General features: G+C 33.6%; 11 protein-coding genes and 1 pseudogene. 11 read left to right on the forward strand and 1 reads right to left on the reverse strand.

The window, feature by feature from the left end:
- The first annotated feature begins 325 nt into the window (after positions 1-325).
- The 6 genes from V7097_RS22050 to V7097_RS22075 all read left to right on the forward strand — a co-directional run bounded on the left by V7097_RS22050 (position 326) and on the right by V7097_RS22075 (position 8,839).
- On the forward strand, positions 326-1,018 hold the full coding sequence (locus V7097_RS22050; RefSeq protein WP_335705788.1) for a hypothetical protein: 693 nt from the start codon (positions 326-328) through the stop codon (positions 1,016-1,018).
- A 421-nt stretch (positions 1,019-1,439) separates the two neighbouring features.
- Entirely contained in the window at positions 1,440-3,509 is a 2,070-nt protein-coding gene (gene dpdA / locus V7097_RS22055; protein WP_335705789.1) for a tRNA-guanine transglycosylase DpdA, read from the forward strand.
- A gap of 69 nt (positions 3,510-3,578) precedes the next feature.
- Positions 3,579-4,385: a hypothetical protein gene (locus V7097_RS22060; RefSeq protein ID WP_335705790.1), complete on the forward strand. Its 807-nt coding sequence runs from the start codon at positions 3,579-3,581 to the stop codon at positions 4,383-4,385.
- An 87-nt stretch (positions 4,386-4,472) separates the two neighbouring features.
- A complete protein-coding gene (locus V7097_RS22065) occupies positions 4,473-5,366 on the forward strand; it encodes a tRNA-guanine transglycosylase (protein ID WP_335705791.1) in 894 nt (297 codons plus the stop codon).
- Positions 5,367-6,107: a hypothetical protein gene (locus V7097_RS22070; protein ID WP_335705792.1), complete on the forward strand. Its 741-nt coding sequence runs from the start codon at positions 5,367-5,369 to the stop codon at positions 6,105-6,107.
- Positions 6,104-8,839 carry a hypothetical protein gene (locus V7097_RS22075; protein WP_335705793.1) on the forward strand — a complete coding sequence of 912 codons (2,736 nt, stop codon included), beginning with the start codon at positions 6,104-6,106 and terminating at the stop codon, positions 8,837-8,839. Before V7097_RS22070 ends, V7097_RS22075 begins: the two co-directional genes overlap by 4 nt.
- Before the next feature lie 223 nt (positions 8,840-9,062).
- Here V7097_RS22075 and V7097_RS22080 read toward each other — a convergent pair.
- Positions 9,063-9,616 (reverse strand): annotated as a pseudogene (locus tag V7097_RS22080) (transposase); the annotation flags it as partial.
- A 281-nt stretch (positions 9,617-9,897) separates the two neighbouring features.
- Between V7097_RS22080 and V7097_RS22085 the strand changes: the two are divergent.
- The 5 genes from V7097_RS22085 (at position 9,898) to V7097_RS22105 (ending at position 20,557) form a co-directional block, all read left to right on the forward strand.
- Positions 9,898-13,215 (forward strand): SNF2-related protein, encoded by a 3,318-nt coding sequence (locus tag V7097_RS22085; protein WP_335705794.1) that lies wholly within the window; start codon positions 9,898-9,900, stop codon positions 13,213-13,215.
- A complete protein-coding gene (gene dpdF / locus V7097_RS22090; protein WP_335705795.1) occupies positions 13,208-15,793 on the forward strand; it encodes a protein DpdF in 2,586 nt (861 codons plus the stop codon). The genes V7097_RS22085 and dpdF overlap by 8 nt, the downstream gene beginning before the upstream one ends.
- Positions 15,794-15,979: 186 nt before the next feature.
- Positions 15,980-16,693: a hypothetical protein gene (locus V7097_RS22095; protein WP_335705796.1), complete on the forward strand. Its 714-nt coding sequence runs from the start codon at positions 15,980-15,982 to the stop codon at positions 16,691-16,693.
- Positions 16,694-16,698: 5 nt separating this feature from the next.
- Positions 16,699-19,914 (forward strand): hypothetical protein, encoded by a 3,216-nt coding sequence (locus V7097_RS22100; protein WP_335705797.1) that lies wholly within the window; start codon positions 16,699-16,701, stop codon positions 19,912-19,914.
- Positions 19,901-20,557 carry a hypothetical protein gene (locus tag V7097_RS22105; protein WP_335705798.1) on the forward strand — a complete coding sequence of 219 codons (657 nt, stop codon included), beginning with the start codon at positions 19,901-19,903 and terminating at the stop codon, positions 20,555-20,557. The genes V7097_RS22100 and V7097_RS22105 overlap by 14 nt, the downstream gene beginning before the upstream one ends.

Consider the following 20,557-nt stretch of genomic DNA (forward strand, 5'->3'; position numbering starts at 1 on the left):
AAAATGGTCTGAAAATATTAACTGCAAAAAATGCAGGACTTACTTTATGTTTCGTCTTAAACATTCACCTTTAAAAAATAGCATCAAAATTAAAGTCAAGTCGCTGTGTTAATAATCATTAATTATGAAAAGCAGTCTTATGACGTTTACAAATTTAGGTCATTTATAAATTCAGTAAATATGTATTACCACTGTACTTACTAAAAAGAAAAAACTACTTAAACCTTTTCCAATTATTTTTAAATAAATAATAGTAGAAATCCTATAAAAATAAAACAAGAGAGGTAAAAAATGGTTCTGTAATTTAGCTAGAGGGAGGTAAAGAATGTCGGACTTTGTAAACAATATAGCGGGTGCTGAGAATAAAATAGTTGATAGATATGTACATTATTTCGAGAAAGGGTATGGTTACTCGGGTAGTAACTTATTATTTAAGGATGGAACAACTTTTGTTTCAGTAGATAATTTTGGTAAAGTTGATATTGGTATTGATGAAAATTCTAAGGATGATAATTTTTTTTGTAAACCATCGAGGTTGGAACTTAAAGGAAAGTTTGTAAAATTTGTTTATACAATTGTAAGTTCACATAGAGGAGAATATGGGTGTGCATATGTTAAATTTACAGATGGTTCCTCTGCTTTCTTTCAATTGTGGGGGGATGAAATAGAAGAAGAGACCATAGATGATATCGATATAAATGGCGATCATGAGATGACATTTATTGAACTTGTGTTAGGTGTATCTGAAATTAAGTTTGTTAAGCAGGATTTGTTTGAAAAAACATTAAAGTTGATCCTATCTGATGCATACTGTGACGAAATGGCTGTGTATGTAAAAATTTCTTCAAGTCAATTAGATTTGGACAATTCTTCAAAAATAAATTCAATTAATTCGTTTATGATATACGAAAAGGGACATGGTTTTCAAATTATAGAATCTGATATTAGTGCTGATGGATTTGAATGCTGGTTAATTGAAAAAATAAATGAATTCATGAAATATAATTTAATTGACTAAAGTTGGCTCTTTGTATCAAGGGGAGCCTTCGGACGGGTTATGTACTTTTTTGTGGAAAATATATAAGATGTAAGTTAATTGCTTTATTAATAAAAGGTTAATGGATTAACGACCATATTAGGGATTAATTAAAAACAATAGAAAGTTTTATCAATCTAGAGTTCGTTGGTTTATTCTACACGCTTATTGAAATATCGAATGATGATGTTGTAGTCAATTAGCTATGATATAAACTACGATTATGGATTCTTCCAACAGAAATTCATACTTTGGCATTTTAATAATGTTTCGATACAAAAAGTGAAAACCAAAAGCTTAGAAGTTGTGTTGGAAACTTTGTCGAAATTAAGATATAATTTATATCTATTAATCATTTAAGAACGTAGGTTCTTTTTTGGGAGGGGAAACAATGCTTCGAACATTGGTTATAACCTCATGTACTGGGGAAAAGGTATTTAAGCCTGAAAATCAGCTAATACAAAGTGATTTTATTGAAAAAAAACAAATAGATAAAAAAGAAGCAATGCTTCATGAGTATAAGGCAACAGCTGGAAAAATGTATACGGGTATGCAGCATGTTAGACTTATGGAGGGGGTTGAATCATTAAGGTCACACTATGGAAGAGATATCGTAGATGTGAGCATTCTATCTGCGGGCTATGGCTTGATTGATGAAGAGAGGGTAATTGTGCCATATGAAGTTACCTTCAATAATATGAATGCGAAACAAGTAATTGATTGGTCAAATTTTCTAGATATTAATCGTAGTGTTTCAGATATGATTAAAGGATATGATCTGGTTTTCTTTTTATTAGGGGATAAATATCTAAAATCGGTTCAATTGCCTTTACCAGAGACGACTCCGGGACAAAAGTTGATCTTTTTAGCAAGTAAAACTAGCAAGTCGGCAATCCCAAATTACGAACCCTATCATTTTGTTGAGGTAGGGCAAGAAGATGCGAAAGAGTTTAGTTATGGATTGATTGCATTAAAAGGGTATTTATTCAAACTTCTTACAAATGAATTGAATAATGATATAAGTTTACTAGATGAAATTCACAAGAATCCTCAACTAATTTTAGAAGTGTTAGAAAAATATCGCATAAAGAAAAATAATTCTGAGCAATTGGAGTTTTTTCCTTTTGATAATAAAGAAGTAATGAAAGAAACGGAAAAAAAAACTGTGCTTAATAATGAAGAGAAGAAAGTGGCCCCAATTAAAAAGAAAAAAATTGGAACAATTTTAAAGACTGATATAGTATCTAAAAACTATCAGAATTTTGGCATAAAATATTTTATGCCAGAAAATGATGATCGCGTTGATCCAAATTTTGATTTTATTGCAGAAACTCATACGGAAAATCGTGACCCTCACATGGATGATGTTTACTCACATGAAATTTATCCTACGCCAAATTACGATGGCTTACTGGTCTCTAAAATGGTTGTTGATGCCTCTAAGAATAAGAGAGACAAAGTAATGGCAACTGGCGGTATTCATAATTTTACTAGGATCCCATCTGGTTTTCCTATTTTAGGTGACTGTGGTGCATATAGCTATAAAGATGCATATGAACCTCCATATGAAACAGATGAAATTTTAGATTACTATGAGATACTAGGCTTTGATATTGGTGTATCCATTGACCATTTAATTTTACAGGAACACGCAGTGGATCCTGATGAACGAAAAAGAAGACTTTCTATAACCGAATTAAATGCAGAAAATTTTATTAAGGGTCATTATGAAGGGAACTACACCTTCAAACCTTCAGGAATTGCACAGGGCTGGGATGCACAAACCTATGTTAAATCTGTCAGAAACTTAATTGATATGGGTTATCAGCATATTTCATTAGGGGGACTTGCTTATTCCTCTACAGAAGAAATATATGAAATCTTAAAAAATATAGCTCCAATTCTTCCTGAATATATGGAAGTTCACTTGTTTGGAGCTGCACGGTTAGAACCGATTAATGTGTTTCATCAATTAGGAGTAACGTCATTTGATTCAACAAGTTATTTACGACAAGCTTGGATGAGTGCAAGAAATAATTACTTTTCACTTGATGGGAATAAATATGGTGCAATTCGAGTTCCGCAAGCTACTGAAAGTAGCCCTAAAATTAAAAAACTACTCAATCAAGGAATTGGGACATTAAAAGAATATCAAGAACTTGAAGCGAAATCTATGAAAGCTTTACGGTTGTTTGATAAGGGGCTTTTAAGCTTAGAAGAGACATTGAATACGGTGATGGCATATGATGAAAAATTCAATGATGAGAAAAAAGCAGTAAAGCAAAGAGAATTGTATCAAAGAACACTTGAAGATACCCCTTGGAAAAAATGTGAGTGCAAGATATGCCGAGAAGTAGGCATCGAGGTAATTATTTTTAGAGGAAATAATCGTAACAGACGTAGAGGTTTCCATAATACCTATGTTTTTTATAAACAATTGAATGATATCAAAAAATCAGGGTTGAAGATTTAATGTCTTCAGCCCCTTTTTGATAATAATAAATATATAAATCATTAAAATAAAGTTGTTAGGGAGTTGAACATGAATTCATTTAAAATATACAATTCGAAAAAATTAGCAAGAAAAAACAATATTCTTTATCTAGCAACTGCAACCTTAAAAGAGATAAAGGAATGGGAATTACAAACTTCCACTTTTCCAACAAAAGAAGAAGTTGTAAACATATATACTAAAAATATCAAGATTATAAAAGAAAAAGAAGGTAACTATGATTTAGAAGTACAAAATGGATTTTTATTAACGGCTTTGCCCAACTTAGAACCAGAGGATGAACTACCGGTATTAATAAATAATAGTTCCCAAATATCGATCGTTATTAATGCTCTTTTACAAATTGAAGCTTTTAAGAAGTTTGTTGAATTAAAGAGCGATAAAATTAGCAATAATTCAACAAAAATTATGACAGTAAAGACATTAGAAACACTTGTACTATATTTATTTGAAAACTTTACTATTGAAGAGGTAATGAGCTTTTTAAACGAATTTGTTACATATGTAGAGAAAGTAATAGGTTACTATGAGATTTTTAGATTCTATAGCGTAAAGCATGTAAAGAACCTCAAACGAACATCGATTATTCATTCCACATTTTCATGGTATATCATTTTTAGATTCTTTGTTGAAAATTATCAATATCAGGTTTATAAAACAGTTAATATACCTAAACTAGATTTGGATGTTAAAGTGGGAAGTTGGAAGGGAAACTTATTTGAAAAAAGTAACCCTATTTGGAATCATGTATACAGCGGGAGAAGGAAATTTTATCCGACTAAGGAGAATTTAGAAACAACGTATAAGGTTTGGATAGATTATCAAAAAAGTCTCTGAATAAGAGGCTTTTTTAATATACTATTCAAAATATTAATGATATAATCACATTATCACGTAGAGTCACGTGAGAAAGGAGACGATGAAATGGATTTTTATATAAGTTGGTCACATAGCGATGCTATCTTTTGTGAGTACTTTGATAATTGCTGCATGCTTATATCAGCTGTCCCTGATAATAAGAATGGAATCAGAAAGTTTAGGAAAAACCCTAAGAAACTAATTATTGATTCCGGCGCCCTTTTTTATTCGAAAAATCCTGGAAAGTACAAATTAAGGGATATATTAGATACGCAATTTTACATCATAGATTCTGCCCCACTGGATATGCCCATTCAACTTGTCCACCTAGATGAACCTCTTCTTGAAAAACGAACACTCTCAGATAAGTTTTCAGCGGTTGAAAAAACTCTCTTTAATGCTTACGAATATGTTAATTTACTTCAAAAATATGATCCACCTCCCAATGTTTCATTAATGGGAGTTATTCAAGGATATGATTTTCCAAGTATAACTTTTAGTATTCATGAACTTAAGAAATTAGGGTTTGAACGCTTTGGTCTTGGATCGATGTTGGCAAGAAGTCCAGCAGAACAAATAGATTATATTAATTTTGTGACAGATATAGTATCTGCAAAAAATTTACATATCTTTGGGGTTACAGGTATAAATCAAATGAAAGAAATGGCAAAACTTAAATTGGCTTCTTTTGATTCGAGTAGGCCAACAATGGTCGCTGCATTTCATCAAGTATTCTATAGTGAGCCTTTCCGAACGTTTTTAATTTCTGAATCAAATGTTACAAGAAATCAGCAGAGGATAGAAAAACCATTGGAATGTGAATGCCCAGTTTGTATTAATAATCCTGAAGATATCCTAAATATCAGCCATCGAGATTATATGAAATTGCGTTCTATTCATAATTATTATCACCTTGCAAAAACAATTGAAGCAATAAAGCAAATTGAAGGAGTGATGTAAGTGTCGTTATTTCAAATTTGTTATGGACCTGAAATCGGTGCTATTTTAAATACCGTACAAAAGTATCCTGGGATACAAAAAAATAACCTAATTAAAAATTATCAATATCAACCTGAAGGGAATACTTCATCACTGGTGGAAAGTGTATTAAATTTCTTAATAAATTTAAATTTTATTGATGTCGACAAGGAAAAGAGCATATGGCCCCTAGTGAATGACGCAAAAGTAACTGAACTTACCTTAGTAAAACGATTAAATGAAATTGCCGATAATAATCCAGATCCAACGGATCCAAACTATGTATTTTCTACAATGTATTTTCATTTATTTGTTAAACCAAATCGAATGTATATAAAAGATTTATATTATGAAACAAATTTGGTATTTGATAAGTTGGCAATTAGTCAGGAAAAGGTTAATGCATGGAAGCGAATTATGGAACATATTGGATTAGGGTATAGAGTGTATGGTGGGTTTTACGCACTCCCTCATCCAAAACTTTTTAAAAGTATTGTTGAAGAAGTAGAAGAGTGGGATGGGTCTTTGCAATTATTCTTTGAAGAAATGATACATCCGATTATCCCTTGCATCTCAAATGGTACTGTTTTTAAGGGGGTATTATATTGTGTTTTGGAATTGGGGCAAAAAGGTGTCTTGGAATTATCAAAGAAACAAGATTTGCCATACCTGTCCTATGGAGATAATGGACTGAATTGGGTAACAATGGGAGGTAAGCAATGATGATACCATGTTTATCAACTAAAAGCATTAATAATTTGTTTGGAACTGCCGATGAAAGGTACAATTATTCAAGAGAATTTTTTAGAAATACCCACTTTCCACAAACGTTAAATCGTTATTATAGAAACCAGTTAGTTGAAACTATCAATGAAAGCGGTTTCCTTAAAGAATTAGAAGAAGAGAAAGGATTTGGAAATCGAGTATACTTAATATTTGGGTCAACAGGATCAGGAAAGTCGGAATTGTTATGTTGGTTAAAGGACCAGTGGAGAATTGAAAAAACAAGGCCAATAATTAGAATATCAAGGAATGAATTAAACCCACAAATCTTGGTAAAAAAATGTATTAAAACAATTGGTATTGAGTTGGGTGATCTAATTATTGATGAGAATAAATGGGATTTATTACTAACGAAGCCTGTTACGATAATAAATCAAATAGTTTGGACAACAATGTCCGAGTTGTTTGATAGCGATGATTTAATTGTACCTGCAACGATGTTACTTCGTCCTGTTATTGAAAAAAACATATTAGCTTTTACTAAGCAAGTTGAAAAAGGGAAAATTTCTAAGCCGCTTGAAATTATCACAAAAGAAGAATATGATGCACTGCTTGATAGCACAACATTAAAATTGGATGTCAATTATTATAAGTTCCGTAATTCGTTGTTAAAAAAATTAGATCAGTTTCTGTTTCAAGGGACTGACATAAAGGAGATATTTAAAAGATTATCTAATGTTTTAACAGAACAAAAGATAAGACCAGTTTTGTTAATTGATGATTTAGTCCAATCAATTAATCTATACGCGGCAGACTTGTTAGACTATTTTATAACTTTAGAAGAAGGAAGTTGGGATGTAGTTATAGGATTAACCCCTGGTGTAGAGCAAGCCCATGATTTTGATAGTGAATTAAAAAGTAGAATAAAAAACTTGGATACAATTGATGATCGCGTAAAAAAATTATGGTTATCAGATGAATCAGGTTCAAACTTTTTCACACTTGATAAAAGTCAAGCTCAAACTTATATAACAAAATATTTAGTGGGTTTAAAAGGATTAAATGGATTTTCATGTTCAAAAAGTTGTCCAAACGCTGATTATTGTGGAGAACTTTTAGGGAATAATTCCGAAGAAGGCTTGAATCTTTTACCTTTTAATAAACCACTTATAAATAGAATATACGATGGGATTCCTAAAGGTAAGGGGACACTTCGATATTTGATTCTAAATTCTAGGGAAATATTGCAATTTCTAATCAAGGGAGATGCCAAAAAAGCAGCTAAACTATCACATTTTTTAAATCGAGATGTATTTGTTGATCATCATGACAAACTAATAAAGATTTTAGGCGAAATGTACGCAATGCATAATGAAGATAAACATACAGTTTTCTCTTCTTTGCTAAAACACTTTAAATCTGATTCTGAAGATGTTGTTGTGGATCTTAGGAAACTACAATACGATTCTGAAGTTCCAATTGAAAAACATTTTGTTCTTAATAGGAATGTAGTAGCAGAGCATATTCGAGATTGGATAGAGGGTATAAAAGTAAAAGAGCAATTATTGGAGCCAGTTAGATCTGGAGTAGCAACGATTGTTCATGAAATTGTAAAAGGAATTTACATTACAAAAGAACATACTTCTAGATCTGTTAAATCGACAGCCACTATACAGAGAGCAGAGGTTGTAAATAGATATAAATATCCAATTTCGTTTTCTCATAAAGATAACACACAGATTTTTATCGATAAGGATATAAACCTAATACAAGTTGCCAATTTTCAACAGTTAAAAATGCAAGATCGTAGTGAGATGTTTCAAAAAATCGCAAATGATAAAAATATTGCAGATTGGATATATCAAACTGAAAAACTTAAGGAGGAATGGAAAATTGATTTAGAAGAGAGTATTGGTTATGACATGGCAACTTTTGCTTATTACTTTAAAAAATTTATTAATGATATAAATATGCTTGGTCAAAGTGAATGGACCTCTTCAATCAAGAGTCCTATAAAGGAAGAATGGATTGAACTAGCCGAAAATTTATTCCTAGACTGGTTTAGTCTTCGAGATAATATTATAGACTTTAATAAGCTGGATAAATTAAGTCATTCAGAGGATTTTATAAAATGGTTTCTTAATTTTAATCCAACAAAGGAATTGAGCAAGTACCAAATAATGAACAAATCATTAAATTTATTTTTAGTTGATATACGAAGTGAGATAGAACAATATATAGACTCTTTGCAACAACTAGTAATTCAAAAAGCTAATGAGATTAGATTACTTCAGAAACATATTGAAAACATATCTATTCCTCAACATGTAAACTTAATTGATACCTTCGTAAATAAAGTATCATTTTCATTGGAAGATATAATTAATATAAATGAAATAGTTTCCTGGTTTTCAAACGAAGACAATAAAGAATTCGTTACAAGAGTCCAACAAGAAATTACTTATTTAGAGAATATGGAAAAATTCCTACCGTTAGTAATTCCAAAAAGTGATTTACAAGAGCAATTTCTAGATATACCGATGATGGAAGAATATTTTATGAAAAACTTAAATGTCCGGAGTCAAGTTAGGAAACATTTGTTGAGATTACTTGAGACGGGACAAACTCAACTTCCGAGGAAACAATGGAAGGGAATTCTCCGAGATATGGAAGAATTTAGTCCAGATTTCTTTGAGTTAGTTAATGTAAGTATTAACATGCGGAAAAGCTAGCATTACGCTAGCTTTCAGAGTGTCGACAAAAGGCATTTGGGAATTCTCTTATTCCAAAATGTCTTTTATTTTTTTTATCAAAAATGGCCATTATTTTTGAGTAGCTACTGTCCCAGCTTGCATATCATTTATGCAAGCTCTGTACCAGTCCATGTCCAATTTGCTAGTTTCATTAAATTTATTGCAGCAATTTGTAATTTCCTAATAGAAAATGGTATTATTCCTGTTCTTCCTTATGATTTAGCTCATCGTGAAGCTTCGCTTCATAGCGCGAGCTTCCTTTCGTACTACTTTCTTCTCAAATTTACGTTTATTCTCACTCGCTTTTACATGCGTTGAATCAATAAATACATGATCAGCGCTTAATAAGTCCTTATCTGTAATCTCTTTTAAAATACGGTGGAAGATCTGTTCAAATAAATCTGTATCCTTAAAACGACGTTCATAATTTTTACCGAAGGTAGAAAAATGGGGAACTTTTGTGTGAAAACCAAAACCCAAAAACCAAAGGTAAGCCACATTCGTTTCAATTTCCGTGATTGTTTGCCTCATTGAACGTATCCCAAATACATACTGAATAAATGTCATTTTAATCAGCACAACTGGATCAATACTTGGACGGCCTAAAGTTGAATAAAGGTTTTCAACCTATGGGTATATGAAGGAGAAATCAATAGCTGCTTCAAGCTTTCTCACAAGATGATCTTGCGGTACGACTTGATTCAATGTAATCATTTCCAATTGTTCTCTATCTAAGTTATTATTTCTCGACATCATTTTCCCATCACCCCTAGTATTCTCTACTAATATTGTAAATTAAAAATACTATAGGCAAACTCGAAATTTTTCGAGTTTGTCTACAGTCTGAAAGCTAGCATTACGCTAGTTTTTTATATTTTAAGCAATAATAATTTTGTGAAATACGAATATTATTCGTTCATTAACTTATTATGGGAATAAAAAAATAATTCAAGATTTCAAATAAGACTTTTTTACTAAACTAATATATAATCATGTTATATATGCTTACAGAATTTGTAATAAGGTGTTGATGGTGAGTGATAGAACAGTATCAACTGGGGATGTATGTTAGATGTAACATCGATAAAGAATATCCTGACATTCCTAGAAGATTTGCAATGGGTCAAATTGATCAAATTAATCTGAAGACTGAAGAAGTTATAGTGCAGTTTTATAGTTTAGATAAACAATTCGATTATTTCACACTTTACGAAGTCCCTAAAAGGGAGACATTTCATATTACTCAGGTTGAACACGTTAAAGTACTATCCGAAACCATTTCTTTAGTAAAAATAAATAATTACGATGGGAAGATTATTGATTTTTCCCATGAAGATGAATCGGGCAGATACTGTTACTATGTAGAGTCAATTATTGAGAAGGAAAAGGTCATAAACGTATTCTCCGAAGCACAACTAGTAGTGTCATTTAATCGTGCAGATACTGACCCTAAAAAACAACTTATGAATTATGAGTTAAATAATCCAAAATGGTATTTGAAACGTGAGATTGTAACAGATTCCCTTCATACATTGAAAAATGCTACTTTTGGATTTGATACTTTAGTTGGGTCACGAGTTTTTTTATTAAAACATCAAGTAGATACAATTGTCCGAGCAATTTCAGAAAGGCCTTGTCGGTTCATGCTTGCCGATGAAGTAGGTCTTGGCAAAACAATTGAAGCTATTGTGATTATGAAAGGGTTACAAAAACGTTCAGGAGAAATGCGAATTTTGATAATTACTCCTGAATCTTTGCTTTATCAATGGAAAAATGAGCTATCATATAAGTTTTGGACCGATTTCCATGTTTTTGAGGAAGAATCAAGTAACAGAGATCATCCATTTGTATTATTTCCACTAGAAAAGGTAATTACACCAACTGGCTCCCGCATAATGTCAGATGATTGGGATCTCGTCATTGTAGATGAAACGCACCGTTTGCTTTTTTTAGAAGAAGAATATAAGAAGTTACTACAGGTAAGTCAAAGAGTGGAAAATCTCTTATTATTGAGTGCAACTCCAATTCAGTCACGTCCTAACGAATTTTTAAAGTTGGTTCGATTGCTTGAGCCTACAAAGTATTTAGGGATGTCCGAAGACTTTTTTGATGAGTTGTTAGAAAAGCAAGCTTATATTAGACGTCGAGTATATCAAATGATGCAGGACCTACCAGAATACCTTGAAGATGAACTAGCAGAAGACTTTCTTGATGATCTTGAAAAAATTTCAAGAAGGCTGAAAGATGAAAATTTCGATGAAATTATTGACATGATTGATCCTGATTCAGATGATCAGGGCTTAGAGCAAGTTAAATTTGCTCTAGCCTATTTAGCAGAAAATTACCAAATCGAGCGAAAAGTAATTCGACATAGACGAAAAGAACTAGAAAAACAACTTCCAAAACGATTGAAAGAAGTCATCTATTTTCAAATGCAAGGGTCAGATATGCTGTATTATGAGTCAGATGTGAATGAAATGTTGGTCACTTATTTAGATTTTATAAATAGAAATGGGTATGACACTAGATTAACTGGTGACTTCCATCGTTTATTTCTCTCAAGTATGTACAGTTCGCCTTGGGCTTTAGAATCAATTATTACAAAGAGAATTGAAGTATTACAGACTAAAGGAATAACAGATAAGCGTGAACAATTCAAACCGCTCGTTTCTTTACCTGCGTCTGAGGATGAAGAAACATATCTGTATGACTTAATGGGGATCAATGAAAGGTGGAAGAAGGCAGCAGAATCAGAGTTTGAGAATATGGAAGCCCTCTACGATGATCCAGACTTAATTAATGGAAGATTAATGCATGCGTTAGATTATTTAACCGAAAACACCGAAAACGAAAAGGTTGTTATTTTTTCACAATGGAAAGAAACGATTGTACAATTTGAAAGGGTATTAAAAGCACGTTTTGGAAATGAAGCAGTACGAAGTTTCTATCATGGTAAAAGTGATGAAGAATTACAGCAGGCTGTAGATGATTTCCAAAGCAATCAAACTTGTCGATTTATGGTTTGTGATCCACTCGGTGGTGAAGGCCGAAATTTCCAAATGGCTGAATTCCTAGTCCATCTTGACTTACCGTGGTCACCTACAGATATTGAACAACGTATCGGGCGTCTTGACCGACTAAATCGAGACAAAGATGTTCTTTCTGTTGTGTTCTGTACTGAAGAAACGATTGAAGAAGATTTGTATCGATTATGGGATGAAGGTTTAAATGTCTTCGATGAGTCTTTAAGTGGCATCGAGATTGCATTATATGAAATTCAAAAATCAATCAATGATGCAATCACATCAGATTTGCATTTAGGGCTTAAAAATAAGTTAAATGAAATTAATACAAGTCTCAATAAGATGAGAGAAAAAGTAGAAGAAGAACGATTCTTTGATGTGGCAAGGCAACTCGACCAGTCTGTCGAACAACAATTATTGCATTTAATTGATAGATTTGATGAAAATGATGGTGGGGTTCTTGCTTCAACCATGATGGCTTGGGCTTATATGTGTGGGTTACATGGTGTTTCAGTTGAACAAGGTACTGCGATGATGTATTCTAAAAAATCATTTAACTTCAAGTCCATGAATAACGCCCAATATTTTGTACCAGATTTAGAAGAAGCACGTAAGCGCTCTTTAAGATCACATGAATTACGGGGTACATTTATACGAAAGAACGCGATTTCCAGGGAAGATTTAATGTTCTTTGCACCAGGGGATCTATTATTTGATTCTATTGTAAATAACGCGTATGAACTTTCAGCGGGTCGTTCGACAGGCATTGAACTAAAGATGGATGGCGTGAGTTGGGAAGGTATTGTGTTTACATGGTCCATTTCAATGAACGCAAAACCACTTATTAAAATGGGAGAATCTATAGATCATCTTTATCATGCTCAAGGTTATCTACCTCTTCAACATTTTAAAACCATTGAAAAAGTGGGTGGAGATGATATTGATGAAAGAAAAATCCATTCATTACTGTCAAGACAACTACCTGATAAATTTATTCGTCATTTAGGAAAGAGATCAGAAGGTTCCACCAAGAAATTCATGGAAGAGTATCCAAGGCATATTTGGGAAAATATGATCGATATATGTTATAACAGTAGTAGAGATAAAGTAAATGAGTTCTTCAAATCTGAAGTGCAAATTGAACAAGCCCGTGAAGATTTCAAGCGAAAAATTAATTCATTAAAAGCATCAAATCTTTATTATGGATACAGTGATGATGAAAACATAAAGTACCTTTCCTCCATTTTTGATGCTGTTCTAGAGGGAATTGAAAATCCAGTTTTCCGCTTAGAATCAATAGCATTTTTAAGGATGGTGAACGTGCGTGGATAAAATATATGACCTGACTCAAAAGGTCTTGCTTGAAGAAATCGATGTTGTCGATGGAATTGAAAAATTGAATAACCTTTTAAAAGATGCAACGATTAAGATGCAATCTAAAACAAGTTGCGTAAAACGTTTGTTTCGTTGTATCAAAGACATCCAAAATCAATCTGTTGAAACATCAATTTTCGACTTAGCAGGTCACCTGCGCCAGTTCATCCTTATGTTTCAGTCGAAGGTTCATGTGTCAGACACATTACGCGAGCAATTAAAAGACATTGGTGAAGAAGTAGGCTTGTATGTTAGGTTAGACGGAGAGATTGACGTTCATACACATTTCCCTGTTGATTTTCCACATTTCTCAAAAATTCAAGAGATTTATCATTTACCTGAAAGAAGAATCGTGAATCCTCCGACTGGAGATGGAATTCTCTATAATATGGCAGGTTTTTCAAACTATCGCTCAACAGCTCAAAAGGTGATGGTGAATTCTTGTTTGAACATGGAAGAAGGCGAAACTCTCCTTTCTTGTTTACCAACTGGTGGCGGAAAGAGCTTGGTCTTTTTATTACCATCATTTTTTGAAACAGAAGGTGGACAACTTCTGGGCTCTATAAGGGAAACAGTAGGAACGACGATCGTTGTGGTACCTACTGTTTCATTAGCGATTGACCAAAAAATGTCAGCTAGGAAACTATTTAAAGACGCACTAGAAGAGAAATATTTACCACAAGCATATTATGGTGATTTAGCAGCTGAAGAAAAAAAAATGATTTTTGAAGCTTTACAGGATGGGTCTCTTCCAATTTTATTTACTTCACCTGAATCGATTGTCAATGGATCATTAGCCAAAGAATTATTAAATGCAGCTTACAAAGGGAATATTACTAGATTTGTAATTGATGAGGCTCATATTGTACTAGATTGGGGAAGTAATTTTAGAACGGATTTCCAATTATTAACGGTTTTTCAAAAGAAACTACTACAAGCTACAAAAGGAAAGCTAAAAACGGTTCTTTTATCTGCAACATTAACAGATGCAGCTACAAATCTGTTAAAACAACTATTTTGCCATAATGATAAATTCACAGAAATACGTGGTGATGAACTTCGCATTGAACCGACTTTCTTTGTTGATGAAAGCAAAACACTAACTGAGCGTTATAACAAAATTACGAAGATCATTCCATTTCTTCCAAGACCGATTATCATTTATTTGTCAGTTAAAGAAGACGCAAAAGTGTGGAAACAAAAGTTAAATAAGAAAGGCTACAAAAGTGTTGCAATTTTTAATGGAGACACAGTTGATACAGAACGGGAACGAATCATTCGCGAATGGAATAATGATGAGATCGATATCATTGTTGCGACATCTGCATTCGGAATGGGAGTAGACAAAGGGGATATCAGAACGGTTATCCATTGTTGTCTTCCCGAAAGTGTGAATCGTTTTTACCAAGAGGTTGGTCGAGGTGGACGTGATGGATTTGCCTCTATTAGTCTATTAAGCTATGTTTACAAAGAAGATACTGCGATACAGGATAATCTAACATCAAAAGCTGTGTTAACGACTGAAATGATCTGGAAACGTTGGAACGCGATGTATATCCGTAGAGAATCTACCGATGTTGGAGATGAATTTTGGCTCCATATGAAATCTCAACACGAAGGGTTAACGGGTACGTCAGGAAAAAGTAATGGATCTTGGAACGAAGCCGTTTGCTTAATGCTTGCTAGACATGGTGTCATAGAAATTGTGGATTCAGTTCTTGAAAAAGGCGAAATTACTAGAAAACTACTAGTTAAAGTCCTTAATTTCTCCATTGTGAATGATGAAAAGAGATTAACGACGACAATCCAACCTGAACGTGATAAGGAAAGGGATAGAGTTAACAAAGACTATAAACAAATGAGAAAACTTGTTCGAAAATGTAAGGATGAATGCTTCTCAGAATTTTTTGTTGAAACATATCCTTATGCAGTAGAAGCTTGTGGTGGATGTCCAGCATGCTTTGAAACAAGAGAAGACATAACGTATTATCCACCTAAGCTAAGAATTCCATCTCGTTATCAGTATGTTCAAAAACAAGCCACATTATCAGGAATTTTAGAAGAACAATCAGGTGGCTATCAAGAAATGATACTCAAAACAAATCAAAACGATTGGCATCAAGAACTTGTTCAGGAAGTAGTGGAACAATTAATTGAAAGCAATGTATCGACAATTGTGCTTCCTGAAGGAGAGTCAATCAATATTACGGATATTGTAAAATCGTCTCCTGGATTGGGTTCGTCTCAATATACGTTCCTAACACATGAGGAGTTAAAGAGTTTTCCGATTGAATCTCTTAAGGGCTCTGTCGCTATTTTCTATCAAGAAGATGAGCGGGTAAATGATTCTCTATACCAATGGTCAAGAAAGTTTGCGGAAATGAACCCTGTTGCGAACGTTGTTCATGTGACTGCTCCAGATATTTATCTATTTACAGAAGGAAAAACATTAGATAACCTCATCGACTATATGGCAATTGATCTAAAAGAATTCCTTGAAAGACAAGAAGATGTCTTTACTTTAGAAATGTTTTAAAGATTTGTCCTTAGGTTAATTTGTTGGTAAAGTTAACCTGAGGACTTTTATACGTTGTTGAATAGGAGAAGGTGAACAAACATGCCCTTTGATAACAATTTGAAAAATATGCAAACCCCTGGGAGGGTGCACGCGCTGTGCAAACTTCTACTACTAGAATCTTACAATCAAAAGAAATTATTGGAATTGTTACAACCAGATTCAGATAAATTGCAGGCAAAAGATGTGTTTAAATTAGCACGTTATGGTGGTTTAGTACATATAGGAAATGATGATCAAGTGCACTTACAAGTACCTGAAAGTGAAGTGACTGATAATAAGAGGTTCGAACATTACATAGCGAAGTTAGCGTTTGAGAAGGAAGAGTTTATATTTGGAAGGTTCACTGCCTGGGTCATGACTAGAGCAGAAAAAGTAATGAATGAAACGAATAAAGACCTTGCAGAACGTTTCTTCAATGAAGTGTCGAGAAAATATACAAATACGCAAGAATACAATGCAACAAATATTACTGGATGGTTCACTTGGGCTAATTACTTTGGATTGGGTCATTCGTTCAACAGTAAATTTGTCGTCAATCCTGCTAATCGAATTCGAAGAGAGATTGAATTTGACGAGGAATTACCTAGAGGAGAATTTATTCGTTTCAAAGAGTTTATGAAATGGCTTGCGAAAGCGTGTCCAGAATTAGATGGAGGAAAACTAAACCTTGAGTTTAATGATCAATTTCAAAGTAGCCAGCAACTTTCATTTGCTCTTTCATTAGCACTTAGAACATTACATGATCTAGGCATCATTACGTTAAAACATACAAGAGATGTAGAAGATATCTGGTATTTGTATGAAGTCCACACTCATGTAATTCCGAATCAAGTAACCGATATTATGGTGAAAGGTTGATAAAGATGGATATTAAACAATATAGAAGAAAATTATCAGAAGTATTCCAAATCAATGCGATAACGGTCGAAAAAGATTACTTCATGTTAACACATAAACCATTTAAAAATATTAGGATGCATAGTAAGAGTTTGTTTTTAAATGGAGAGGAACACCTTCACGAGAATAAACTTTATAACATCATCATGTCTAATCGGGACCTTCATCAATTTCATGTTGTAAAAGGGGATAACGGTTCAGGTAAATCCCATCTTATACGTTGGATTAAAGAGCATTATGAAGAAGAGGCTCAAGACGAGGCTGTTATTTTTATATCTAGAATGCAGAGCACATTAAAGGGTGCCATCCAACAGATTATTCATTCTGAAGTCATTCGCAACCATGAAACATCAGATCGACTAAAGAAGTTGATTGAAGCAAATGAGCACTTAGATAACAAGCATTTAAAGAATCTAATTCTTGCTCATTTCATGGTAGCCGTACGTGAAGATGACGATACACATGAAATTAAGCTTCGTCAAAGTAAGCGTAATAGCCTCTATGACTTCCTGGCTAGTCAAGAAACACAAGAATTGTTATTAAGAGATGATGGTCCAATTGATCGAATTCAAAAGAAGCTAGCACCAAGTGCTAATAATGCAGTCATGAATGATGTAGATCCTCACTTCATTCCAGAAGATTTTCACCTTACTTCAGCACAAGCCCAACAACTAAAGCGAACTGATTTGAGTAGAAAAGCGCTAAAGTTTATTGGTGATATTCAAGATGCCAGCCATGCAGAAGAGCAAGAGGAAGTTGAGGAATATCGTAAAGAGGTTGCTGCATACTTAAATCAATTTCTTGATAAAGTCATCCAAGAATGTCTAAGCCTTAGAGGAACGGACCTAAAAGATATTTTCTTATTGCTACGTCAAGAACTGAAAAAAGAAGGCAAAAATCTCACCTTATTCATTGAAGATATTACATCCTTTACCGGAGTAGATAAAGACTTAGTGGAAGTATTAATCAGTGACCATAAAGAAAACCCTTCACTGTGTCGATTGATTTCCATCGTAGGGATTACAAATGGTTATTATAATACATCTTTACCTGGAAACATTAAGGATCGTATCACAAGCCATATCGAAATTGACCATGTTGTTATTCAGGATAAGGACGAGGCAGCAGAACTTGCAGCTCGGTATATCAATGCCGTCTATTTAGAAGATGAACAAATTGATGAATGGAGAAATAGTGGATATCGCCAAGATGAGTTTCCTGTTGCCACTGTTTTCAACAAACATATATGGGCTAATTTTAAAATTGAAAGTGGTGTGGAACTATCCATTTTTCCATTTACAAAGGAAGCACTCTGGAATTTTTATACGAGCTTGGATCCACAAACACCACGAAATTTTCTTCAAACAGTATTATTACAATATATTCAAAAATACACAGTAGATGGACCGAACGGCCTGTTCCCACCACCAATCGGAAAGGTTATTGAAGATTTTAAAAGGGTGCCGAATTGGAAGGATCCAAGTACAGACCGTCTCTTGAAAAATAAGGTTCAAGCCGGTTTAAAAGAACAATATGAGACCCTTTTCCGAATCTGGGGAAATGGAACTATGCAGGAGCAAGTCATCGAAGGGAAGAATGTTGTAGGTGGATTAGAGGATGATGTATTCAAGGCATTCGGCTTACAACCTGTATCAGGCATTCAAGCGCCTACAGGTGGAACAACTAAAATTACTCCACCAACGCCAACACCGACGACTCCATCAACTGGTCTAGGCAACAATCCTATGACGACTGTTCCGACTGGAAAAAAGCCATCAGTAGATGAACCAAAAAAACCAACGATTAAGGTTGAGCCAGTTACACCACCTATCGAACCAACGACTATTCCACCAGTGAACACTCAGTTAGAGGAGGCAATGGGAGAAATAGAGAAATGGTCAAAAGGAAGCCCATTAAATAATAACTGGATGATTACAGATCTAATAAATATTATCCGGGATTATATTCATTGGGATTTGGAAGGAATCTCGGCACTTATTGTAAAAGACTTCTTAACGAATAATTTCGTATTAATTGAAGGCCAACCAAAAAATGTTAGGATTAATGAACAAAATGCACTAAAATTCAAGCGAAATGATGAACTTCGATATGCATTGGAGGCACTGGCATCATACAGATTTGAAGGGAATAAAAGTTGGGAGTTTGATAACTCGTATATGGCCCTGTTGTCATTACATACATGGCTTGAAACTGTTAAAGAAGACATTCTCGCCTTTTTAAGAAAGCCTTATGATTATGATGGCGTCAAATGGGAAATGAAGAAATTTTTAATTTCAGCTGAGTTTTATACGACAGCTTTATTAAATGGTTTTTCGGGAACTGAGGAATCAGCCGATGACATTTATCTTCAGTTATTGAAAGACAAGGAAAGCGGAAAAGCTAATGGTCATAGTAAATCTTGGTCCTCAATTACCAATCATTTAAAAAATGAACATACAGACTTGTTTAGAAGATACTTTAATGTGCTTCAAGGAGATGTAAAATTAGCAGGAAGTTCATCCGTGACTTTTTACTATGATGCATACGAGATCATCAAGACTATCAATCATTTGAAATCAATTGATTTTGATGTCCAAATTGATAAAATACCAGCTGGTCGTACAAATAGTTGGTACATTTCTGCTACGATTACGAGTGCTATTCGTTCACGCATCACGACAGTCATTGAAGATGAAGCAAAACAATCGATGAGCTCCGTTGTTAAGGTGAACGAGTTATTAGGTGAAGAAGTATCAGAAGATGTCCTAGTAAAAACAGTTAATGAAATGAAGAGTTTTCTTGATTATTTAAAGGAAATGAAAGAGCCATTTCATCATGCAACATATGAAAGCTTGTACAAAAATATTTTTGACTACGGAGAACTCTCTAATAAGATGACTCTGCTTCAATCACTAAATGAACCGAAATCGATGGCAGAGAAACTCATTTTGATGTCAAATAATCCAGCTCTTCAAGTACAACCTTTTTATTATATTTTAGAGCAATTTAATATCCTTATTGAGAAGATGGATTCAACGCTTACTTCTGATATTGATCGATTAAAGAAAGAATTAGAAGCATTCACCGACAATCCACTTGATGAGGTAAAACAAGAATTAATGACCATAAAAAAGGCCTTAATGGAATTGGATGAAAGGAGCGTTGCTCATGTTGTTAAATAAAATTTCAAAAGTCCGTGAAACATTAGTTGAATACAAACAACTTGATACAAAACATCAACAGGCTCGTCGAGTAAGCAACCTTTCCCAATTTGCAAAGGGTGAATTGAATAAATGTAAAGTCATACTAGGAAATTATCTTGCACTCCATAAAATGAATGGCGATCTCTTTCCTAAAAGGAATATGTCATTTGTTCTAAGACAACTAGAAGAATTAAGTAAGGGTGGTTTGGAGAAGGTTAATAAGGATGAAATATTAGCATTCTCCCGTCCATTTAAAACACTTGATGATGAATTGAAAATGAGTTGGATCAACTACGTCCACAATAAAAATCAAGATACGATTCGCTTGCTTAAACAAATGAAAAACATTGTGAGCAATCCACAAGAAATTGATCAGTTGGTTAGTGAATTAACGAAATTTGAGAATAGGTGGCCAATCACGACAAATCTTGTGAATCGATACGATGAACTCCATGACAGCGCGAAAAAGATTATTTCAGATATGAAAGCTAGTGAAGGAATTCAAGAATTCATCGGTAAAGTTGCAGCAAATCAAGCGACATTAGACGATTTATCAGATGAAGTGATTTTGTGGCTTCGCCAGCAGCAGTTAACAAACAAGTTAGTGATTAAATTCAAGTAA

Source organism: Bacillus sp. JJ1562 (assembly GCF_036962705.1).
Classification (GTDB): Bacteria; Bacillota; Bacilli; order Bacillales; family Bacillaceae_L; genus Ferdinandcohnia.

Excerpts from the sequence above, each read along its gene's own strand:
- V7097_RS22075 (WP_335705793.1), top strand. The coding sequence starts at position 6,104 with ATGATGATACCATGTTTATCAACTAAAAGCATTAATAATTTGTTTGGA.
- V7097_RS22060 (WP_335705790.1), top strand. The coding sequence starts at position 3,579 with ATGAATTCATTTAAAATATACAATTCGAAAAAATTAGCAAGAAAAAAC.
- V7097_RS22100 (WP_335705797.1), top strand. The coding sequence starts at position 16,699 with ATGGATATTAAACAATATAGAAGAAAATTATCAGAAGTATTCCAAATC.
- V7097_RS22050 (WP_335705788.1), top strand. The coding sequence starts at position 326 with ATGTCGGACTTTGTAAACAATATAGCGGGTGCTGAGAATAAAATAGTT.
- V7097_RS22105 (WP_335705798.1), top strand. The coding sequence starts at position 19,901 with ATGTTGTTAAATAAAATTTCAAAAGTCCGTGAAACATTAGTTGAATAC.
- V7097_RS22065 (WP_335705791.1), top strand. The coding sequence starts at position 4,473 with ATGGATTTTTATATAAGTTGGTCACATAGCGATGCTATCTTTTGTGAG.